Below are 17,215 nucleotides of genomic sequence, written 5' to 3'. Positions count from 1 at the left end.
GGCCCTCAGCGCCGCACGAAGCCGACGCCGCCGTACTCCTCCCACTCCCAGGTCAGCTGCGCGGGCACGTCGTCCTGGCCGGGGCGCCAGGTGGAGACCTCCACCAGGCCCGGGTCGATCAGGTCGAGCGGGGCGCAGAAGTCGGCGACGTCGCTCTTCTCGCGGACCCGTCCCCAGTGCCCGAGGGTCTGCTCCGCCATGAAGTCCGTCACGAACTGACGGATCTGCGGTGAGTCGCTGACGAGTTGGCAGACGACCATCATGCTGCCCGCCGGGAGCCTGTCGGCGACGCGGGCGACCAGGTCGGCGGGCCGGTCGCTGTCGGGGATGCAGTGCATGACCGACACGAAGAGCACGGCGACCGGCTCACTGAGGTCGATCAGGCGGCGCACCGGCTCGCTGTCGAAGATCTTCTCGGTCTCGCGCATGTCCTCTTCGAGGACGGCCGTGTTGGCGTTGCGCTCCAGGAGCAGTCCGCCGATGCGCCGGACGATGGGGTCGTTGTCGATGTAGACCACCCGGCTGTCCGGATCGACGCGCTGCGCGATCTCGTGGACGTTGTCCTGCGTCGGCAGGCCGGAGCCGTGGTCGATGAACTGCCGGATGCCGTACTCGGAGGCGAGGGTCCGCACGACACGGCGCAGGAACTGCCGGTTGTTCAGGGCGAGTTCACGCATGCTGGGCACGCGCTCCAGCAGGCCCTCGCAGGCCGCGCGGTCGGCGGGGTAGTTGTCCTTCCCGCCCAGCAGACTGTCGTACATGCGCGCCACGCTCGGCGTGTTGACGTCCACTCCGTACGGCAGGTCCATGTCCGCCCCCGATGTCCACGGCACGCCCGGTGACGTGCGCCACAGCGACAGAGTGTAGGAGCACGACCACAGCACGGCACCGGCCGTGGGCCGAATATCACTCTTGGGGGCAGCCGGCCGGCGCCAGCAGCCCGGCGAGGTCGGCCTGACAGATCCCCATCACCTCCGCGGTCCGCTCGCAGCTGAGGTGCATCTGGTCGTGCAGCAGACAGGCGTCCCGCCGCAGCGCTCCCCTGCGCGGCTCGTCCGCGGCGCGCGCCGCCGCCGGACCGAGCGCGCCGTCGACGTGCTCGTGCAGGATGCGCCAGGCGATGGCCGCCGGTTCGGGGCTTCCGAGCACCAGGTGCCAGGACACGGCGAGTTCGGTGAACGCCGCCGAGACCACGGACTCGGCGGCGGCCGGACGGCCCAGCCTCAGCAGCGCGTACCCGAGGTATGGCTGATAGTGGCGCTGCCGGAAGGCGTCGAAGGCGGCCAGCGCGGCGCGCTGGGACCGTGCCCGACGGCTCCGGGATCCGCGGTCCGGCCGCGGGCCCTGCTCACTCGCCGCCGGTGCCGCTCTCCGGCGCGCGCGGTCCGAGGTCATCACATCCTCTCCCGGCGCCGGTGCGCGGTGCCGTCGGGAAGGCGGGGGTCGTCACACATGAGGAAGGCGTAGTGCACCGCCTCCCACAGTGGTTTGACGTCGGCGGGGCGGCCGCCCAGGGCGGCGATCAGCGCGGCGAGGACCTCCCACTCCGGGACGTCGACGCCGGCCAGGGTGCGGCGGGCCACCGCCGCGCTCACCGCGCGCCGGCTGCGCCGCTCGATCTGTTCCGCCGACGGGCTGTGCGCGGCCAGATAGAGGCCTCGGACCGCCGCGTGCAGTTGCGCGATGGCCCCCACCGCGGGCTGCCTCAGGGGCGCCGCGATGCCGTGCGCCGCCTCGAACAGCACGCGCAGGTCGGCCGGGTCCGCCTCGAAGAGCACGGCGAGGGAGCACACCAGGTCCCAGGAGGGAATCCGGTCCCCCGACAGGACGCGGGAGATGAAGGAGGCCGAGAGCCGGGTGGACTCCGCGACCTCCTTGATGGTCAGCGGGCTGTCCGCCTGCAACTGGGAGAGGGCCGAGGCCAGTTGGCCCACCGAGTCCGCGTCCCGTATGCCGCCGGACTCCTCGGCCGGCGGGAAGGTTCTCCGGCTCTCCCCGTCCGGGTGCGGAGCGAGCCGTCCGCGGCCCTGGCGGGCGGGCGCCATCCGCTTCTCGTTGGCGTGCCGGTCGATCATCCGGGCCACGCGCTCCGGGCCCCAGCGCGCCCGCGCCGTTTCCGGCGCCACGTGGGCCGCCTGGCCGACCGCCTCCCATTTCTCTCCGCGGTGGCGGGCGTCCTGCACCGCGGCCGCGGTGTAGATATCCAGCTCCCGGCGGATCGCCTCCGCGCGCTCCAGCAGGGTGCCGAGGACCTCCTCGCGCATCTCCCCGTCCACCAGCTGCCGTGCCAGGCGCTGCACTTCCAGGGCGACCGCCTGCCCCAGCGGCCCCTGCCGGTCCGCCGCGGGCGAGCTGCGCGCCTGCCGCCGCCGCTGGGCCTTGCCCCGGCAGGCCGCGCTGCAGTAGGTGCGCCACCGCCCCGCTCCCGGCTTCTGCGTCAGGGGAGCGCCGCACACCGCGCAGCGCGTCGGTCGCGCCGTGGCGCTCATCGGCGCAGCCTCCTCTCGGGCCGTCCACCGTCAGGGATCGGCACGGAGAAGAGGCCGGGACCGGGCGTGCCAGCGAAGGCACGGAGACGTGCGAAATACCGGGCGGTATTGCTAGCGTCCGGGTTCGTCCCTGGAACTACGGTCCCGTGGGCGACGTGGTGTTCAGTCATTCTTTCCCCTCGGGGACGGTCGACTGGCCAGAAAAGGGAGGGGCCCTGGTCCGTAGATAGGTGCCGGCCTGGGACCGGGGCCACCTCTCCGGCGCGACCCTAGCGCTCAGCGCGCGGGCTCGACCATCGGAGTGAGTCACTAACGGGTAAGCGGGCGCACCGGCGTACGAAATCCCTTTGTACCTCCTCCTCTTCGCGCCTATCACGCAAAGAGGAGTTCATTTCTGACCGATTCGGAACGGCTCCGATTCACCTTGGAGCGGCCCCGATCGCGCCTATCAAATAAATGGCCGCCACCGGGGCCACGGCGTCACGTGAAAACCCACAGGGCGCACTCCGGCGCACCCCGACGACCGCCCGCGCGAGGCACTGCCCCACGGGCCCGTCGGCCCCGGCCATCTCGTCGTCGGCGAGGCCATGGACCACCCCGTCGCGCTCAGCACGTGGCACACGACCGCCACTGTTGCCTTCGCGTCCGACCATTGCAACACATCGTTGCGTTTGACCCCAGCGTCATTGCATCAATTTGCCGCCCCTGAGCTGGAGATACGGGTTTCAGTCGATTGACGGCCCTTCTGAACGCAACGTAGCTTTCGAGGCGTTTCAAACACGTCATATCGCGAGACGAGGCATGGTCATGGGTGAATCCCTCCACACCGTCACGGCGCTCCCGACGGCACGTCAGCACGGCTGCCCGTTCGACCCGCCCCAGGAACTGCGCGAGGCACGCCGGCACGGCCCCATCAGTCGCTTCACCCACCCCGGCGGCCGGCCCGGCTGGCTGGTCACCGGTTACGACCTGGTGAGGTCGGTGCTGGCCGACCCGCGGTTCAGCGCCCGCAAGGAACTGATCAACGTGGGCGACTTCGAGGTTCCTCCGGCGCCGCCCGGCGAGTTCCTGCTCATGGACGAGCCGCGGCACGGGCGCTACCGCAAGCCCCTGATGGGCAAGTTCACCGTGCGGCGGATGCGGCAGCTCACCGAGCGCGTCGAGCAGATCACCGCCGCCCAGCTGGACGCCATGGCGAAGGCCGGGCCGCCGACGGACCTGGTGACCGCGTTCGCCAAGCCCATCCCCTCCATCATCATCTGCGAGCTGCTGGGCGTGCCGTACGAGGACCGGGACTCCTTCCAGGACCAGATCGACACGTTCCTCAGCGGCGAGCCGGACGAGGAGAAGCTGATCGCGGCCTACACCGCGACCCAGCAGTACCTCGCGGAACTGGTCGCCGCCAAGCGCGCGCACCCCACCGACGACGTGCTCAGCGACCTCACCGACAGCGACCTCACGAACGAAGAGCTCCAGGGCATGGCGCTGATCCTGCTCGCGGCCGGCTTCGACACGACCGCGAACATGCTGGCCCTCGGCACCTTCGCGCTGCTCCAGCACCCGGCGCAGCTGGCGCGGCTGCGCGCCGAACCCGATCTCACCGACCGGGCCGTGGAGGAGTTGCTGCGCTATCTGACCGTCGCCAAGTCGTTCATGAGGACGGCGCTCGTGGACATCGACCTCGGCGGCCGGACGATCGAGGCAGGCACGACGGTCGTGCTGTCGTACCACACCGCCAACCACGACCCCGACCGCTTCGCCGATCCCCATGTGCTCGACCTCGACCGGCAGACCGGCGGGCACCTGGCCTTCGGGCACGGCATCCACCAGTGCCTGGGCCAGCAGTTGGCGCGCGTCGAGATGCGCGTCGCCTTCCCCGCGCTGTTCGACCGCTTCCCGACCCTGCGCCTGGCCGTGCCGGCGGACGAGGTCGACCTGCGTCCGGAGTTGGCGGACATCTACGGCGTCAGGAGCCTGCCGGTCACCTGGGACGGGTGACCGGTCGGGCCTCCTGTCTCTCATGGGCACGCACTCGCTGCCCGGCGAGCCACGCCCCCAGCCGCCGCTCGTCCCGCTCGTCCCGCTCGTCGAGCAGCGTGGGGTCGACCGTCGTCCGTATCCGGTGCTCGACGCCCGAGTCGAACAGCAGGCGCAGGCTGCGCACCGCCGGAGCGGCGCTGTTGCGCACTGCGGTGACGCGTGCGTACGTGCCGGGGTGCGCCTTCACGTCGAACCCGACCCAGTCGAGGAGTCCGGCGGCGAGCAGTGCCCCGAAGCGGCGCGGATAGGCGCCGCCGGCGTGGAGCCCCACGGCGTACCCGAGATCGCGGGCCTCGCGCAGCTCGAAGGTGACGCGCGAACGGCGCCATGCGGGTGTCGAAGGAGCTGAACGCCTGCGCGCCCGCCCATTCGTTCTGCAGGGTGCCGAGGAAGTTCACGATCTGACCGGCCGCCGAGGCGAAGTGCCGGGGCGGCGCCGAGTCGATCTGCCCGGCCACTCCGTTGAAGCCATGCCGGTGGAAGATGTTGGGTGACCTTGGTCCGCGCACGGGTGACCTTGGTCCCGTCGGGCCGTCCGGTGGCGGGCGATGCCCCCGTTGACGGGCGCGGTCGTTCCCCGGGATTCCGTGGAACACGCGGATGCTAGATTCCCAGGCGCCCACCGCCTCGCCCGCGCAGCCGGGCCCGCCCTGGACGACCCGCCCCGAGGACTCCACCGTGACCCGACGCGTCCTGCTCGTCTCCCCCGCCGTGAACGAGTCGTTGCGGCAGGCCCGTTTCGACGACGGGGCGCCGCTCGACGCCTCGGGCCGGGCGGCCGCCCGCGCGGCGGCCGGAGCGCTGGCGACGCCCGCCCTGGTGGTCGTGTCCGACACCCGGCGCTGCCGCGAGACGGCCGTCGCGCTCGGCCTCGACGCGGCGGACTCACCCGGGGAGCTGGCCGCACCTGATGTGGGCCGGTGGCGTGGCCGGACCCTGGCCGAGGTCGGCGCCGCCGAGCCGGATGACGTGGCCCGGTGGCTCGGTGAGCCCGACTTCGCGGCCGGGGGCGGGGAGTCCGTGGGCGACGTGTGCGCCCGAGTCGCCCGCTGGCTCGACGCGACGGCGACGGCGACGGCGGGAGCAGGCGACGGTCCGGTGGTGGCCGTCGTCGAGCCGGAGATCGTCCGCGCCGCCGTGGTTCACGCGTTGGGCGCGCCCGCGTCCGCGTACTGGCGCTGCGATGTCGCCCCGCTGACGGTCACGGAGCTGAGCGGGCGCGGCGGACGCTGGAACGTACGTATGGGGCGGCCGGTCACTGCCCCGCGGACACCCCACGACTGACCGTGTCCCTCGCGGGTTCCGGCCGCAGGTACCGGTGCGCCAACTCCCCGAAGATCAGGCCGAATCCGCCCCAGAGCACGATCTGCGTGGCGAGCGCGGAGAGCCGGAACCGCCACAGGAGCGCGGCCGGGAAGTTCCCCGGCACGTCGTTGACCACCGGCAGCACGGCGAACGCGACGCCGACCGCGACCGCGAAGCCGAGCACGGCCGCGACCGTGGCGTACCAGGTGCCGATCCGGGGCGCGAGCCGCTTGCCGAGGAGGGTGGCGCCGATCGCGAGGAGCACGCTGAGCACGATCATCAGGAAGTACAGCGTGGTCCGCTCGCCGATCGTGTCGGGGTTGCCGACGGCGGGCGGATTGGCCGGGTACTTCAGGAACGGCACGACGTACACCGCGAGCAGGGCGCAGCCCGACAGCAGCAGCGCCGTGGGCCGCGGGCCGAAGCGGCCCACCCTGCCGAGCGCGCAGCAGTAGGCGAGCGCCGCGATGCCGCCGAAGGCCACGCCGTACACGAGGATGCCGGTGGCGAGACCGGCCGTGGACTGCAGGCTGCGCGAGACGAGTTCGGCCTCGTCGCCGTGGGAGTGGGCGGCGTGGGCCTCTTCGAAGCCGATGGCGGCGTCGACGTTCGGCTCGCCGAGCCAGTAGGAGATCACGAGGGCGAGCACGCCGGCTCCCAGACCGGCGAGCATGCCCCGCACGAGCAGGTTGCGTACGGTGGTCGAGTTCATGAGCGCGCGACGTTCCGCCGGCTCAGTGGCAGGGGAAGCCGAGCAGATGGCGGGCGTCGTGCACCCACTCATGGACCTCCGCGCCGCTGAACACGGAGACGGCGCCCTGCTCGGCGCCGACGAAGTACAGCAGGACCAGCATCAGGATGCCGAAGAAGGCCGCCCAGGGGGCGATCACCTTCAGCGGCAGCTTGGCCGGTACGACAGGGGTGGTGGCGGTCGGCGGGGCGACGTGCTGGGCCATGGCGGAGCCTCCTCCGGGAATTCGCGTCCCGTCTCGGTGGTGCACAGGACGACCGTCACGGGTCTGGCTCACGAGGCCCGGAGGCTCTCGCACACAGTGGCGCGACCGCGCCGGATTCCCACCGGCTTCCGTCGACCGTCGTCGACAACAGCACGACGTTACCGTGTGTCGCGTTCATGGCCAAGAGGGTGCCGGGTGCACGGCAGGCGCGCGCCCGGCGCACGCGCGGCGAGCCGCCGCGTCCGGTCGCGCACCGGCCACCGGCCGCTCATGCGTCGGTCACCCTTCGGTCGTCAGACTGCTGACCGGCACCCACCCTTCCCTCCCGTCGGCATTGCGGCACCACAGCCAGCCGCCGGCGAGGTCCTCGGCGACGACCTCCAGGGTGTCCCCCGCGGCCGTGGGCAGTTCCGTCGTGTCGTACGGGGTTTCCACGCGCACCGATCCGGACGGGCCCGAGAGGTGCCGGGCCGGGACCCAGCCCGTGCCGTGCGCGGCGGTCACGAAGACGAACTCCGGCCAGTCCGGGCTGCGTTCACCGGCCTCGACGCGGTCGCCGGAGGCGAGGCGGAGCGGCGTGCGTGCGGGGATCTCGTGGGACGACCGCGCCGTCACCTGTCTCAGGGGTTCCGTACTCGTCATGCGTCCTCCAGATGCTCGGTCCACCGCGTGCCCGGCCGGTCACATGCTTGATCGACTCCGCGCGGGCGACGCGCGCGTGATGCGTCAGTCGCTCTTCAGCGCGTAGAAGTGCACCGGCGAGTTTGGCTTGAAGCCGATCCGGGGGTACACCGGCGCGCCCGCCGCGGTCGCGTGCAGGGTGGCGCGGGTCAGGCCCGTCGCGCGGGCGCTCTCGTGCAGGGCCTTGCGGGTCACCGCCTCGCCGTAGCCCCTGCGCTCCCACTCGGGGTCCGTGGCGACGAGCACGACGAAGAGGCGGCCGTCCGTCTCTACGGTGGCGGCGCAGGTCACCGGGACGCCGTCCCGCACGCCGAGGTACGCGTGCACCTCTTGCTTCCACAGGGGCGACCCGAGGAGCCCGTCGCGGCCGTCCTCCAGCGGGAATCCGTAGGCGCGCGAGTTCAGATCCGCGTACGCGCGCAGCTGTTCGTCGGTGGTCACCCGCTCGAACGAGAGGTCGGGGTGGACCGGATCGGGGATGGGCAGGAAGTCCCCGGCCATGCCGGTGCCGGGGAAGGCGTACGCGAGGCCCGCCGTGTCGGCCGCCGCCGCCAGTCCGTCCCGCGCCTCGTCGGCGAGGAGATCCTCGAAGAGCCAGAGGAATCCGGGGTGTTCCTTCGCGCGCATGAGGTCGGCTGCCTGACGCAGCCGCTCCTCCAGGAGCTCCGGACCCGTGTCGGCCTCGGTCAGGGTGAGGCAGTTCCAGAAGGCGAACCGGCAGTCGGCCCAGCGTACGGCGATGCCCGGCAGGTCCCGTACGTCCGCGTCGGCGTCGCGGTCGAGCACCAGGGTGCGCCAGCCCGCGGCCAGTTGCTCCATCGATTCGATCGACTCCGTGCGAGCGGTCATCGGACCTCCTGGGTGGTGGGGCGGTTCGGGGATTGATCCTGAAGTGTCCCGCACGGACGGCGCCGCCTCGGCCACCTCGCGCGCCACCGCCGCTTCCCTGCCACAGGATTGACGCGATAGTGATCCGGCCTCCGCACGCGCCCTATTGACGATGCTCCGTCATGACGGAACTCTGTCACACACTCGCGAACAACATTCATGTACATGGACGAGAGGTGGCGAAGGATGAGCGGATTCCAGGACGGCACGCAGCGAAGGGGCGCGTCCCGAAGGGGACTTCTGGGAGCCGCGCTCGGTGGCGCGGCGGCCCTCGCGCTGCCCGGCACCGCCTCGGCCCTGTCGGGCGGCGCCGCCCCCGGCGCGCTCGCGGCGCCCGCCGCCGAGTGGCGGTTGCGCTGGTCGCCGAGCGCCCGCGACGACGGCATGCGGGCCTGGGAGACCGTCGAGGACGACCGCGCGAACTCGCACCCCGCGGCGAAGCCGCACATCCGCACCGAGGGCGACAACTGGCGCTTCACCATGCACACCGTCGACCGCGACACCGCGGGCGACCGGCAGCGCCAGGAGGTGACGGGATGCCGTGACGGGGACTCCTTCCTGCGCTGGCTGCCGGGCCAGACCTGGCGGCTGACGTACTCGATGTACATCCCGGACTCGCTGCGGGCGACCAGCACGTTCACGCACATCATGCAGATGAAGCAGCCGGGCCAGGGCACTTCGCCGATCGTGGTGCAGTCGCTGCGGCGCGTGGACGGGGTGCAGACCATCGAGCTGAAGGTGTTCACGTCGGACACGCTCGTGGGGCGCACCGCGCTCTCCCCGCTGCACGACAAGTGGACCGACGTCGACTTCCAGATCAAGATCGGCGACGGGTCGTCGGGCTCCGTGCGCTGGATCCTCAAGAGCGGTGGCAGCACGGTGATCGACAAGACCGCGTCCGGGGTCGACACCTTCCTCGCGGACCGGGTCCGGCCCAAGTGGGGCATCTACCGCTCCCTGGGCGACACTTCGGGCTCGCTCAAGGACTGCCATCTGCTGCTCACCGGGCTCCGCGCCTACCAGCTCGTCTGAGTCGCCCCACGCGGAGCCCGGCGGGCCGGGCTCACTGGTGGATGGTGCCGTCCTCGTCCATGGTCGGATGCATCTTCGTCGGGCCGTACGTGTCCCGGTCGCTGGGGCGGGGCGGCTCGGGGCCGTCGGGGCCGAGCCGGACCAGGCGCTGGATGCGGCAGATACGGAACAGGCGCTTGCCCACGCGTACTTCGTTGGCGCGCCCCGCGGCCCGGAAGCGGTCGGCGGCGCGCGCGTACGCGGCCTTCTGGGCTTCGTTGAACTCGTAGAGCAGCGGCCAGGTCTGCGTCATCGCGCCGTACAGCACCCGCCGGGCCTCGTGCGGCGTGGGCCTGAGCGCGCTGAGCGGCTGCCAGCCCTCCTCGTCGCGCTCGGCCACGCCGAAGCCGACGGGCAGCAGGGTGACGTCGGGGTGGGTGGTCACGGCCCGCTCGGAGTCGGTGCGCACGGCGTCGGGGAAGCGGGCTCCGCTGTACGCGAATCCCCGCAGCGCCGCCAGCAGGGCACCGGTCATCGGGCCGGCCGTCGGCGCCTCGGCACGCAGGACGCAGTCGGCGTCGCAGGACGCGGGGGCACGGCGGGGCTCGGTCCAGGAGCGGTCGGCCGCGTCCCGGTCGGTGGGCCGGGGCGGCTCCAGGCCGTCCTCGCCGATCCGCGCGAACTCGTCCCCGCGCACCACGCGGTAGCGGGCGCCCAGCACCTCCAGCTCGTCGACCGGCTCGCGTTCGAGCACGGCGACCGCCGCGAGGAGCTGCCGCCGCTCGGCGGGGTCGTCCGTCTCGTCCTTGGCCCGGAACCACAGATGGGAGTTCAGCTCGTCGCGGACCTGCTGGGGCATGCCGTCCACCACCGGTTTCAGGACCCGCCACGGCGCCTCGTCCGCCGGATCGCGTACCGCGAGTCCGAACACCGGTCCGCGCAGCGCCAGATGGGGATAGCGCACCGAGGCGTCCACCGCGTCGGACTCGGTCACCAGCTCGGCGGGGTCGTCCCGGTCCACCAGACCTGCGTGGAGCCGGGCCAGGTGCCGCTTCCAGTCGTCGGTCATGTGCTCATGGTGATGCCACCGAGGCGGGTGCCGAGGCCGAAGGCCGCAAATGATCAGAATCCCTCGGCGCCGGTGGTCGAATGGCATCGGGATGCGATCACGAGGGCCTTCCGGGTGACCGCCGGGCGTGGCTCGGGCAGCGCCGCCGGGGGCGGTGGCCCGCGGGCTAGCATCCGGCGGAGTACTCGTGACGATCTTCCCGCGCCTGCCTGTGAGTCCCTGTGTTCGCTCTTCTCGTCCTCGTGTCCCTGCTGTTCGTGTGGACCCTGGTGTCGGACCGGCTGGCGCGGTGGAGCATCACCGCGCCGATCGCGTTCGCCGTCGCCGGGATCGTGCTGACCCGCGGGCAGCAGCCCGCCGTCCCCCTGGACCTGGAGACCCATGCCTTCCAGCGGGGCGTGGAACTCGTCCTCGCCGTCATGCTGTTCACGGACGCGACCGAGGCCAGGAACTACGAGCGCCTGGACAGGTCGGTGGGCGAGGGACGCCTCCTGGGTCTGGCCCTGCCGGCCTCGGTGGGCCTCGCGACGCTGGCGGGCGCGGTGCTGTTCCCCGGTACGAGCTGGTGGCTGCTCGCGGTGGCCGCGCTCGTGGTGATGCCGATGGACCTCGCCCCGGTGGCGACGTTCCTGCGCGACGAGCGGGTGCCGCTGCGGGTGCGGGCGGCCCTGAACATCGAGGGCGGCTTCAACGACGGTCTCATCTCACCGCTGTTCGTGTTCTGCGTGGCCAACATCGTCTCCGCCGAGGGCGACTCCTTCACCGATCTGGTCCTGAGTGCTCTGAAGGGCGCGGTGTTCGCCGTGCTCGTCGGGACGGCCGTCGGAGGAGCGGCGTCCTGGCTGGTGCGGCGCGCCCTGGACGCCGGCTGGGCGAAGCCGGGCGAGCTGCGCCTGGCGACGCTCACCCTGCCGTTCCTGACGTACGCGGCGGCCGTGCTGATCGACGGCAACGGCTTCGTCGCGGCCTTCGTCGCCGGTCTGTGGTACGCCCACACCGCGCACGCCGTCGGCCACAACAACCTCGAACTCGCCCACGACGCCAGTCATGTGATGGGGCTGGCCGTGTGGTTCACCTTCGGCAAGCTGACCGCCGACGAGTTCGCGCTGGACGGCCTGCCCCTGAAGGTCGTCGTCTACGCGCTGCTCGCGCTCACGGTCGCGCGGTTCGTGCCGGTCTACGCGGCGCTCTTCGGCCTCGGCTTCGCACGGTCCGAGCGCGCCGCGATCGGCTGGCTCGGCTCGCGCGGCGTCACGTCGATCGTCTTCGCGATCCTCGCGTACACCCAACTGCCGCCGGACGGGGCGGGCTTCGTCTTCCAGCTGACGTGTGCGACCGTGCTGCTCAGCATCGTCCTGCACGGCATCACGGTGGAACCCGTCGCCCGCCGCTTCCACGAGGCCGGCGGCGGCCGTCCGCTCAGGGGGCCGGGCGCGCGCCGGCCCCCCGCAGGGTGATGTCCAGCCGCTCCGAGGCCCGCCATTCGCCGGTGACGCGGCTGATGAGATAGCTGACCCGCGCGGAGCCGGGCCTGGGGTGCGGGATCGTGAAGAGGGTGGTCTGGCCGACCTCGGTGGTGTCGACGACATGGGTCTCGATCCGCGAGGTGCGCAGCACTCCGGTGTCCCACCGCAGCTGCACCTGGTCTCCGCCGCTCATCCCCGCGTACGGCTCGACGCGGATGACGAGCTGCGGGGTGCCGTCGTACACGACCACGGCACTGCCGACCGCCTCGTCGATCGTGGGTGCGGCCAGCGGTTCCACGGCCGCATCGGAGACGTCTGTCATGTTGTGCTCCCCCAGGTCCCGTCGTGGGCTGTCCTGTCGTCCGCGTCGGTACGCCGCCACCGATCCGGTGGCGGCGTACCGACGTCGTTGCTCCCATATTGCTCCGCGCGACGCCCTGCGTACACGTCTCATTCGCCGTTTCCGTACGCTGTGTTGACGTGCCGGTCAGGCGTTCGCGGCGGCTGGGGAAGAGGAGGCCGGACGGGCGGGGGAACCGCTGGTTCAGCCGGCGTCCAGGGTGCGGCCGAGGAGCGGGAGCAGCCGGTCCCAGTGGCGCCGCAGCGCCTCGGCGTCGAAGGCGTCGGTGTCGGCCATGGTGAAGCCGTGGATCGTGCCGGGATACACCTCGTTCGTGTAGCCGACGCCCGCGCTGTCCAGCGCCTTGTTGAACGTGCTCATGACCTCCGGCGACATGTCGTTCTCGGCGAGGCCGAGGTGGACCTCGGCGGTGAGCCGGGGGACGGAGTGGTGCGGGCTGTCGGGTGCGTCGGTGACCAGCTGGCCGGGGTGGAATCCGGCGACGGCTGCCACTCGATCGGGGTGGGCCGTGGCGGTGCGCATGGCCAGGACGGCGCCCATGCAGTAGCCGATCGCGGCGACCGGTCCGTCGCTCACCTCGGGCTGCGAGGTGAGGAAGTGGAGGTAGGCGTCGGCATCGCTCAGGGCGCGCTCCGAGGTGTGTGCCTCGATCAGGGGCATCACCTGCGCGAAGACCTGCGGCCGGGCGTCCTCCCCGATGTGCTCGGGGAGTTCGAGCACCGGCGTCGGTCCCTGCCGGTAGTAGACGTTGGGCAGGAGTACGTAGTACCCGTGCCCGGCCAGTTCACGGGCCATCTCCCGCAGCACGGGGCGTACGCCGAAGGCGTCCATGTACATCAGGACGCCCGGGTGGCGCCCGCCGTCGTCGGGGAAGGCAGCGAAGGCGTCGGCCCGGCCGTCCGGGGTGGGTATGTGCAGTGCCTTGGTGGGAATGGTGGGACTTCCTTCCTGGGACGTACGCCGGTGCGCGCTCCGGCGCTGACCCACGATCACCGCCGCCGTTCACGGGGTCAAGCCCGTTACGGGGCCGGAGTACGCACGTGGCTCGTCCGCTTCGGTGGTTGACGTGAACGGCAGGGGCCTCCGGTGCCCCTGACGCACCGTCGCCCGAAGGGGGCGGAGCGGCTCCGGTGCAGGTCATGTCCATGGTGTCGTCCGATCTGCCAGGCGGACGGGGCCGACGGACTCGCGGATGCCATGGCCTGCGCGGCGCGTCCGTTTCGCGGCATTAGCGTGTTCGGCGTACCCCTGCGGGCCCACCACCCGACAGACCGTCCCCCTCTTCCGTGAGGCACTTCTTCATGAGTCTGAGCATCCGCAACCAGATCGCCGGTACCGTCCTGTCCGTCACCCCGGGCGAGGTCATGGCCACCGTCAGGACGCGCCTCGCGGGCGGTCAGGACATCACCGCGGCGATCACCCTCGAAGCCGTCAAGGAACTCGGCCTGGCCGAGGGGGCCGAGGTGACGGCCCTCGTGAAGTCCACCGAGGTCTCGCTGGCGACCGGCCCGGTCCAGGGCCTGTCCATCCGCAACCAGCTGCCCGGCACGGTCGCCGACATCGCCACCGGTGGCGCCATGGCCTCGGTCAAGGTGTCCGTCGAGGGCGGCGAGCTGACCGCCGCCATCACCAAGGACGCCGTCGCCGACCTCGGCCTGACGACCGGCTCCTCCGTCGTGGCGCTGATCAAGTCCACCGAGATCTCCCTCGCCACCGCCTGATCCGCCGGCGGCGCACCGCGTCACCCTCAGGAGGAGGGCGGCGCGGTGACGGGCGCTCCGTCCAGACCGCTCCGGACCAGTTCCAGGAACTCCCCGTCCGTGAAGCCCAGTTCGCGGGCCTGCGCGATGACGCCGTGCACCGCCTCCGTGAGACGGGCCCGGTCGGCGGCGCCCCGCGCGGCGGTGATCACCGCGCCCCGGCCGCGGCGCAGCTCGATGAGCCCCTCGTCCCGCAGCCGCTGGTAACCGCGCAGCACCGTATGGACGTTGACGCTGAGCGACTCGGCGACCTCGCGGGCGGACGGCAGCCGCTCGCCCGGAACCGCCGTGCCGTCGGCGATCGCTCCCCGTACGCAGGCGGCGATCTGCTCGCCCAGCGGCACGGGAGACCCAGGAAGAACCCGGAACAGCATCGCTAGGAGCCCTCCGCGGAATGGCGGTCGACCAGGCCGTTGAGCAGGGAGGCCGCGGTGGCGGAGTCGTCGACGGTCACGACGTACTCACGACCGCCCACCGTACGGACCGACAGCGCCTCCCCCGAACGCAGCACCACGCCCCGCCGGCCCGGCCGTATCCGATAGCCCCACCCACCGAAGTCGCCCATGGCGTCGACCTGGACGCTGCCGGCGTCGACGATGCGGCCGAGCGGCAGCGCGAGGCGCGGCCGGGGCACCATCGTCGAGGCGACGGTGAGTCCGCGCCGGTCGACGGTGACCCGGATCCTGGCCGACGCGACGCAGCTCAGCCCGAGGACGAGCACCAGCGCGCCCGCCCACCAGGGGCCGAACACCGCACCGACCCCGCCGCCCACCACGACGGCACCGGCGATGAACAGCAGCATGCGCGAGGTCATCGAACGGCTCCAGACCGCCGCCTCGCCCTCGGCCAGCGGCAGCGAAGGGGCCGATGACGCGGGAGCGGGGCCGGGGCCCGGGCCGATCAGCCACCAGGCCGCCCCACCGGCGGCCAGGCCCACGGCCACCAGGACGCCCAGGTGCCACATCGGCATCCGCACACCGGCCGGATCCGTGGCGTCCGCGTTGGCGAGGACGGTCACGATCAGCGGATAGGCGACGGTGGCGGCCGTGCCCACTCCGATGGCGACGGCCGTCCGCGCCTGGGACAGCTCCTTGGCCGTCAGGGACAGCACCGTGAACAGCACACCGAGTCCGACGAGCATCCCGGCGCCGAACCACAGGGCCGTGGCGCGGCTCATGAAGTCGTCGGCCGTGCCGCCTCCCGAGAAATGCGTGGCGATCCGGCCGGGCAACCGGTCGTAGTGCGCCAGGAAGGTAGCGACGTACGCGACGGCCGCGACCACGAACGGCGCACCCGTCAGGGCTCCCCTGCGGAAGGCAGTCATCTGGCTCCCCCACCTCTTATAGTTGTTCGCATTCAACTAGAACAACTACAGCGTACGTCAATCGCTCCCCGACCGCCGGAGCGCGTGACGTGCCACCTTGGCCAGCACGGCCGGGCGGAACAGCAGCGAGGGCGGTGCCGTCATGTTCAACACCCGGACGAACCGGGCCCATACGTCCGGCTCGCGCACGGCGAGCGCGAAGACGTGGCGGTTGTACCAGTGGGCGAAGCGCGCGGAGAGCGGCTGTCCGCCGGGCGCCCACATGAGGTCCGAACTCGTGGCCAGGGTCCAGGGAACCTGGATGACACGAGCCGCGCCGCGCTGGTAGGCACGGCTGAGGCCGTCGAGCCCGCCCGCGCCGGACCGGCGGCGGCGCAACAGCCCGCCGAGCAGCTCCGCTTCGAGCGCGGCGACCGTCAGCCCCTGCCCGTACACCGGGTTGAAGACGCAGAGCGCGTCGCCGACCGCGATCAGGCGTTCGGGCCAGCCCCGGTTCTTGTGGTGCAGGCGCCATGCGTTGCCGGGGTTGGTGTAGCGGTGGATCTCCCCCTGCCGGGTGCCGCGCTTGATCTGTTCGGCGATGCGGGGGTTGTCGAGGGTGTGGGCGAAGTCGAGGTAGCCCTCGTCCCCGGTGGGCGGGACGTGCCGGTCGACGCCGAACAGCGAGCACATCCAGCGGTGGTGCTCCACGGCCAGCACCACTCCCCCGCGCGGGACCCCGGGCGCGAAGGCCATCTGGTAGGCGATGTCGAACTCCTGGCGGTCCTGCGCCGGACGTTCGTAGCACGCGGACGTGTAGGTGATCTTCGCCTTGACCACGGCCGTGGCGGAGGCCGGCAGCCGTGCCCCGGCGAGCCACCGGTCGATCGAGGTGGCACGGCCCGAGGCGTCGACGACCAGGTCGGCGACGACCTCGACGGACTCCTCGGCGTCGTCCGCGCCCTCGGCGCGGTAGCGGACCCGGTCCAGGCGGCCGGGTGCGCTCGCCGTCACCGTCTCGCAGCGCGTCGCGGGGAGCATCCGCACCGCCGGGAGTGCCGACACCCGCTGCCGCAGGCGCCGTTCGAGCTCGTCGCGCGTGAAGGTCTGGATGGGGATGCCGACGGGGTCCCTCGGCGCGTAACCGGTCGGGAGCAGAAAGCTCATCCGCTCCCCGTAGTCGAAGACGGGAGCGCCCAGTTCGGCGAGCTCGGCGCGCAGGCCCGGGAAGAGGGCTTCCAGTGCGTCGCCGCCGCGGGCGAGCAGCGCGTGCGCGTGGTAGCCCTGCGGGACGTGGCGGTGCACTCCGGTGTCGGGGCGCACCGGGTCCCGCTCCAGGACGAGCACCTCGGCGAAGTGGTCGGCGAGCACGCGCGCGGTCACGAGCCCCGCGTATCCCCCGCCGATGACGACGGCCCGCTGCCAGCGGGTCCCGGGCGGCGCACTCTGCTGCTGGTCGGCCATGGGCGGGTCCCGCTCCTCTCGGCAAGCCCGTGGGCCGGTGCCGGGAGTCCGCGGCCGGCAGGCCCGGCGACCCGGACGTCCGCAGGCCCGCGAGTCCGCGACGGTGGACACAGGAGTATGGCCTCGGCCGCGCGCGGGTCCGAGCGGGTTCTGTCGCGTTTGTGCCGTCGGGCAGCAAGAAAGGGCCGGTCACGGGCCGCGATGCTCCGCCGAGCACGGCTCAATCCCGTGGGTACCCGGGCAAACATCGCGCGGGCGCGATCATCGTATCGAGTTAATGTCACCGGCTTTCCTTGGTTCACGGGGCGAGGCCGCCATTAGGGTTCCCCTGGATCTGGCCGGATTCCCGTTTAAATACACCCATTTACTCCTGTTGCCCGATGACGCCCTCATACGGGCGTCACCGACCTGAGCAAGGAGAG

General features: G+C 72.0%; 19 protein-coding genes, 1 pseudogene and 1 riboswitch. Of the genes and pseudogenes, 5 read left to right on the top strand and 15 right to left on the bottom strand.

Going from position 1 to position 17,215, the window contains the following annotated elements:
• Window positions 1–5: 5 nt before the first annotated feature.
• The 3 genes from AOK22_RS01785 to AOK22_RS42400 all read right to left on the bottom strand — a co-directional run bounded on the left by AOK22_RS01785 (window position 6) and on the right by AOK22_RS42400 (window position 2,489).
• Window positions 6–809 carry an SAM-dependent methyltransferase gene (locus tag AOK22_RS01785; RefSeq protein WP_055696736.1) on the bottom strand — a complete coding sequence of 268 codons (804 nt, stop codon included), beginning with the start codon at window positions 807–809 and terminating at the stop codon, window positions 6–8.
• A 97-nt stretch (window positions 810–906) separates the two neighbouring features.
• On the bottom strand, window positions 907–1,395 hold the full coding sequence (locus AOK22_RS01780) for a hypothetical protein (protein WP_055696735.1): 489 nt from the start codon (window positions 1,393–1,395) through the stop codon (window positions 907–909).
• Window positions 1,395–2,489, bottom strand: coding sequence for a helix-turn-helix domain-containing protein (locus AOK22_RS42400; RefSeq protein WP_055696734.1), 1,095 nt, complete (start codon window positions 2,487–2,489; stop codon window positions 1,395–1,397). The genes AOK22_RS01780 and AOK22_RS42400 overlap by 1 nt, the downstream gene beginning before the upstream one ends.
• 807 nt (window positions 2,490–3,296) lie before the next feature.
• Between AOK22_RS42400 and AOK22_RS01770 the strand changes: the two genes are divergently transcribed.
• Complete coding sequence (locus tag AOK22_RS01770) at window positions 3,297–4,487, top strand: cytochrome P450 (RefSeq protein WP_055696750.1); 1,191 nt, start codon at window positions 3,297–3,299, stop codon at window positions 4,485–4,487.
• On the opposite strand, the gene AOK22_RS42395 is transcribed toward AOK22_RS01770, so the two are convergent.
• Together AOK22_RS42395 and nrdD are read right to left on the bottom strand one after the other, a co-directional pair.
• Entirely contained in the window at window positions 4,471–4,800 is a 330-nt protein-coding gene (locus AOK22_RS42395; RefSeq protein WP_055696733.1) for a hypothetical protein, read from the bottom strand. The genes AOK22_RS01770 and AOK22_RS42395 overlap by 17 nt on opposite strands.
• 49 nt (window positions 4,801–4,849) lie before the next feature.
• Window positions 4,850–5,038: pseudogene (gene nrdD / locus AOK22_RS43940) on the bottom strand (anaerobic ribonucleoside-triphosphate reductase); the annotation flags it as partial.
• Window positions 5,039–5,207: 169 nt separating this feature from the next.
• Between nrdD and AOK22_RS01760 the strand changes: the two are divergent.
• Window positions 5,208–5,813, top strand: coding sequence for a histidine phosphatase family protein (locus AOK22_RS01760; RefSeq protein WP_055696732.1), 606 nt, complete (start codon window positions 5,208–5,210; stop codon window positions 5,811–5,813).
• Here AOK22_RS01760 and AOK22_RS01755 read toward each other — a convergent pair.
• From AOK22_RS01755 to AOK22_RS01740, 4 genes are all read right to left on the bottom strand, one after another.
• Window positions 5,785–6,546: a CbtA family protein gene (locus tag AOK22_RS01755; protein WP_055696731.1), complete on the bottom strand. Its 762-nt coding sequence runs from the start codon at window positions 6,544–6,546 to the stop codon at window positions 5,785–5,787. The genes AOK22_RS01760 and AOK22_RS01755 overlap by 29 nt on opposite strands.
• Before the next feature lie 22 nt (window positions 6,547–6,568).
• Window positions 6,569–6,790, bottom strand: coding sequence for a CbtB domain-containing protein (locus AOK22_RS01750; RefSeq protein ID WP_055696730.1), 222 nt, complete (start codon window positions 6,788–6,790; stop codon window positions 6,569–6,571).
• A 37-nt stretch (window positions 6,791–6,827) separates the two neighbouring features.
• A riboswitch (cobalamin riboswitch) is annotated at window positions 6,828–6,971 on the bottom strand.
• Between the two features lie 98 nt (window positions 6,972–7,069).
• Entirely contained in the window at window positions 7,070–7,432 is a 363-nt protein-coding gene (locus AOK22_RS01745) for an SH3 domain-containing protein (protein WP_208606358.1), read from the bottom strand.
• A gap of 84 nt (window positions 7,433–7,516) precedes the next feature.
• Complete coding sequence (locus tag AOK22_RS01740) at window positions 7,517–8,320, bottom strand: GNAT family N-acetyltransferase (protein WP_055696729.1); 804 nt, start codon at window positions 8,318–8,320, stop codon at window positions 7,517–7,519.
• Window positions 8,321–8,545: 225 nt separating this feature from the next.
• Between AOK22_RS01740 and AOK22_RS01735 the strand changes: the two genes are divergently transcribed.
• Window positions 8,546–9,391: a polysaccharide lyase family protein gene (locus tag AOK22_RS01735; RefSeq protein ID WP_055696728.1), complete on the top strand. Its 846-nt coding sequence runs from the start codon at window positions 8,546–8,548 to the stop codon at window positions 9,389–9,391.
• Between the two features lie 31 nt (window positions 9,392–9,422).
• On the opposite strand, the gene AOK22_RS01730 is transcribed toward AOK22_RS01735, so the two are convergent.
• The gene (locus AOK22_RS01730; RefSeq protein WP_055696727.1) at window positions 9,423–10,439 is read right to left on the bottom strand and encodes a DUF5954 family protein; all 1,017 of its coding nucleotides are present in this window, start codon (window positions 10,437–10,439) and stop codon (window positions 9,423–9,425) included.
• 221 nt (window positions 10,440–10,660) lie between these two features.
• Between AOK22_RS01730 and AOK22_RS01725 the strand changes: the two genes are divergently transcribed.
• Window positions 10,661–11,896, top strand: a complete 1,236-nt coding sequence (locus tag AOK22_RS01725) for a cation:proton antiporter domain-containing protein (RefSeq protein WP_063795176.1) — start codon at window positions 10,661–10,663, stop codon at window positions 11,894–11,896.
• On the opposite strand, the gene AOK22_RS01720 is transcribed toward AOK22_RS01725, so the two are convergent.
• Both AOK22_RS01720 and AOK22_RS01715 read right to left on the bottom strand, forming a co-directional pair.
• The gene (locus AOK22_RS01720; protein WP_055696726.1) at window positions 11,859–12,227 is read right to left on the bottom strand and encodes a hypothetical protein; all 369 of its coding nucleotides are present in this window, start codon (window positions 12,225–12,227) and stop codon (window positions 11,859–11,861) included. The genes AOK22_RS01725 and AOK22_RS01720 overlap by 38 nt on opposite strands.
• 222 nt (window positions 12,228–12,449) lie before the next feature.
• On the bottom strand, window positions 12,450–13,199 hold the full coding sequence (locus tag AOK22_RS01715; protein ID WP_055696748.1) for a dienelactone hydrolase family protein: 750 nt from the start codon (window positions 13,197–13,199) through the stop codon (window positions 12,450–12,452).
• Window positions 13,200–13,567: 368 nt separating this feature from the next.
• Between AOK22_RS01715 and AOK22_RS01710 the strand changes: the two genes are divergently transcribed.
• The gene (locus AOK22_RS01710; protein WP_055696725.1) at window positions 13,568–13,987 is read left to right on the top strand and encodes a TOBE domain-containing protein; all 420 of its coding nucleotides are present in this window, start codon (window positions 13,568–13,570) and stop codon (window positions 13,985–13,987) included.
• A gap of 26 nt (window positions 13,988–14,013) precedes the next feature.
• On the opposite strand, the gene AOK22_RS01705 is transcribed toward AOK22_RS01710, so the two are convergent.
• Genes AOK22_RS01705 through AOK22_RS01695 form a run of 3 tightly spaced genes read right to left on the bottom strand, consistent with a single transcriptional unit; the run spans window position 14,014 to window position 16,793 of the window.
• Window positions 14,014–14,400: a GntR family transcriptional regulator gene (locus tag AOK22_RS01705; RefSeq protein WP_055696724.1), complete on the bottom strand. Its 387-nt coding sequence runs from the start codon at window positions 14,398–14,400 to the stop codon at window positions 14,014–14,016.
• A 2-nt stretch (window positions 14,401–14,402) separates the two neighbouring features.
• Entirely contained in the window at window positions 14,403–15,350 is a 948-nt protein-coding gene (locus AOK22_RS01700; RefSeq protein WP_055696723.1) for a DUF1648 domain-containing protein, read from the bottom strand.
• 57 nt (window positions 15,351–15,407) lie between these two features.
• Window positions 15,408–16,793, bottom strand: coding sequence for an FAD-dependent oxidoreductase (locus tag AOK22_RS01695; protein WP_055696722.1), 1,386 nt, complete (start codon window positions 16,791–16,793; stop codon window positions 15,408–15,410).
• Between the last annotated feature and the right edge of the window lie 422 nt (window positions 16,794–17,215).

It is taken from the genome of Streptomyces silaceus, from assembly GCF_001419745.1.
Lineage (GTDB): Bacteria > Actinomycetota > Actinomycetes > Streptomycetales > Streptomycetaceae > Streptomyces > Streptomyces silaceus.
The sequence above is the reverse complement of the archived record's forward strand: the minus strand, read 5'-3'. Positions and strand labels throughout refer to the sequence as shown.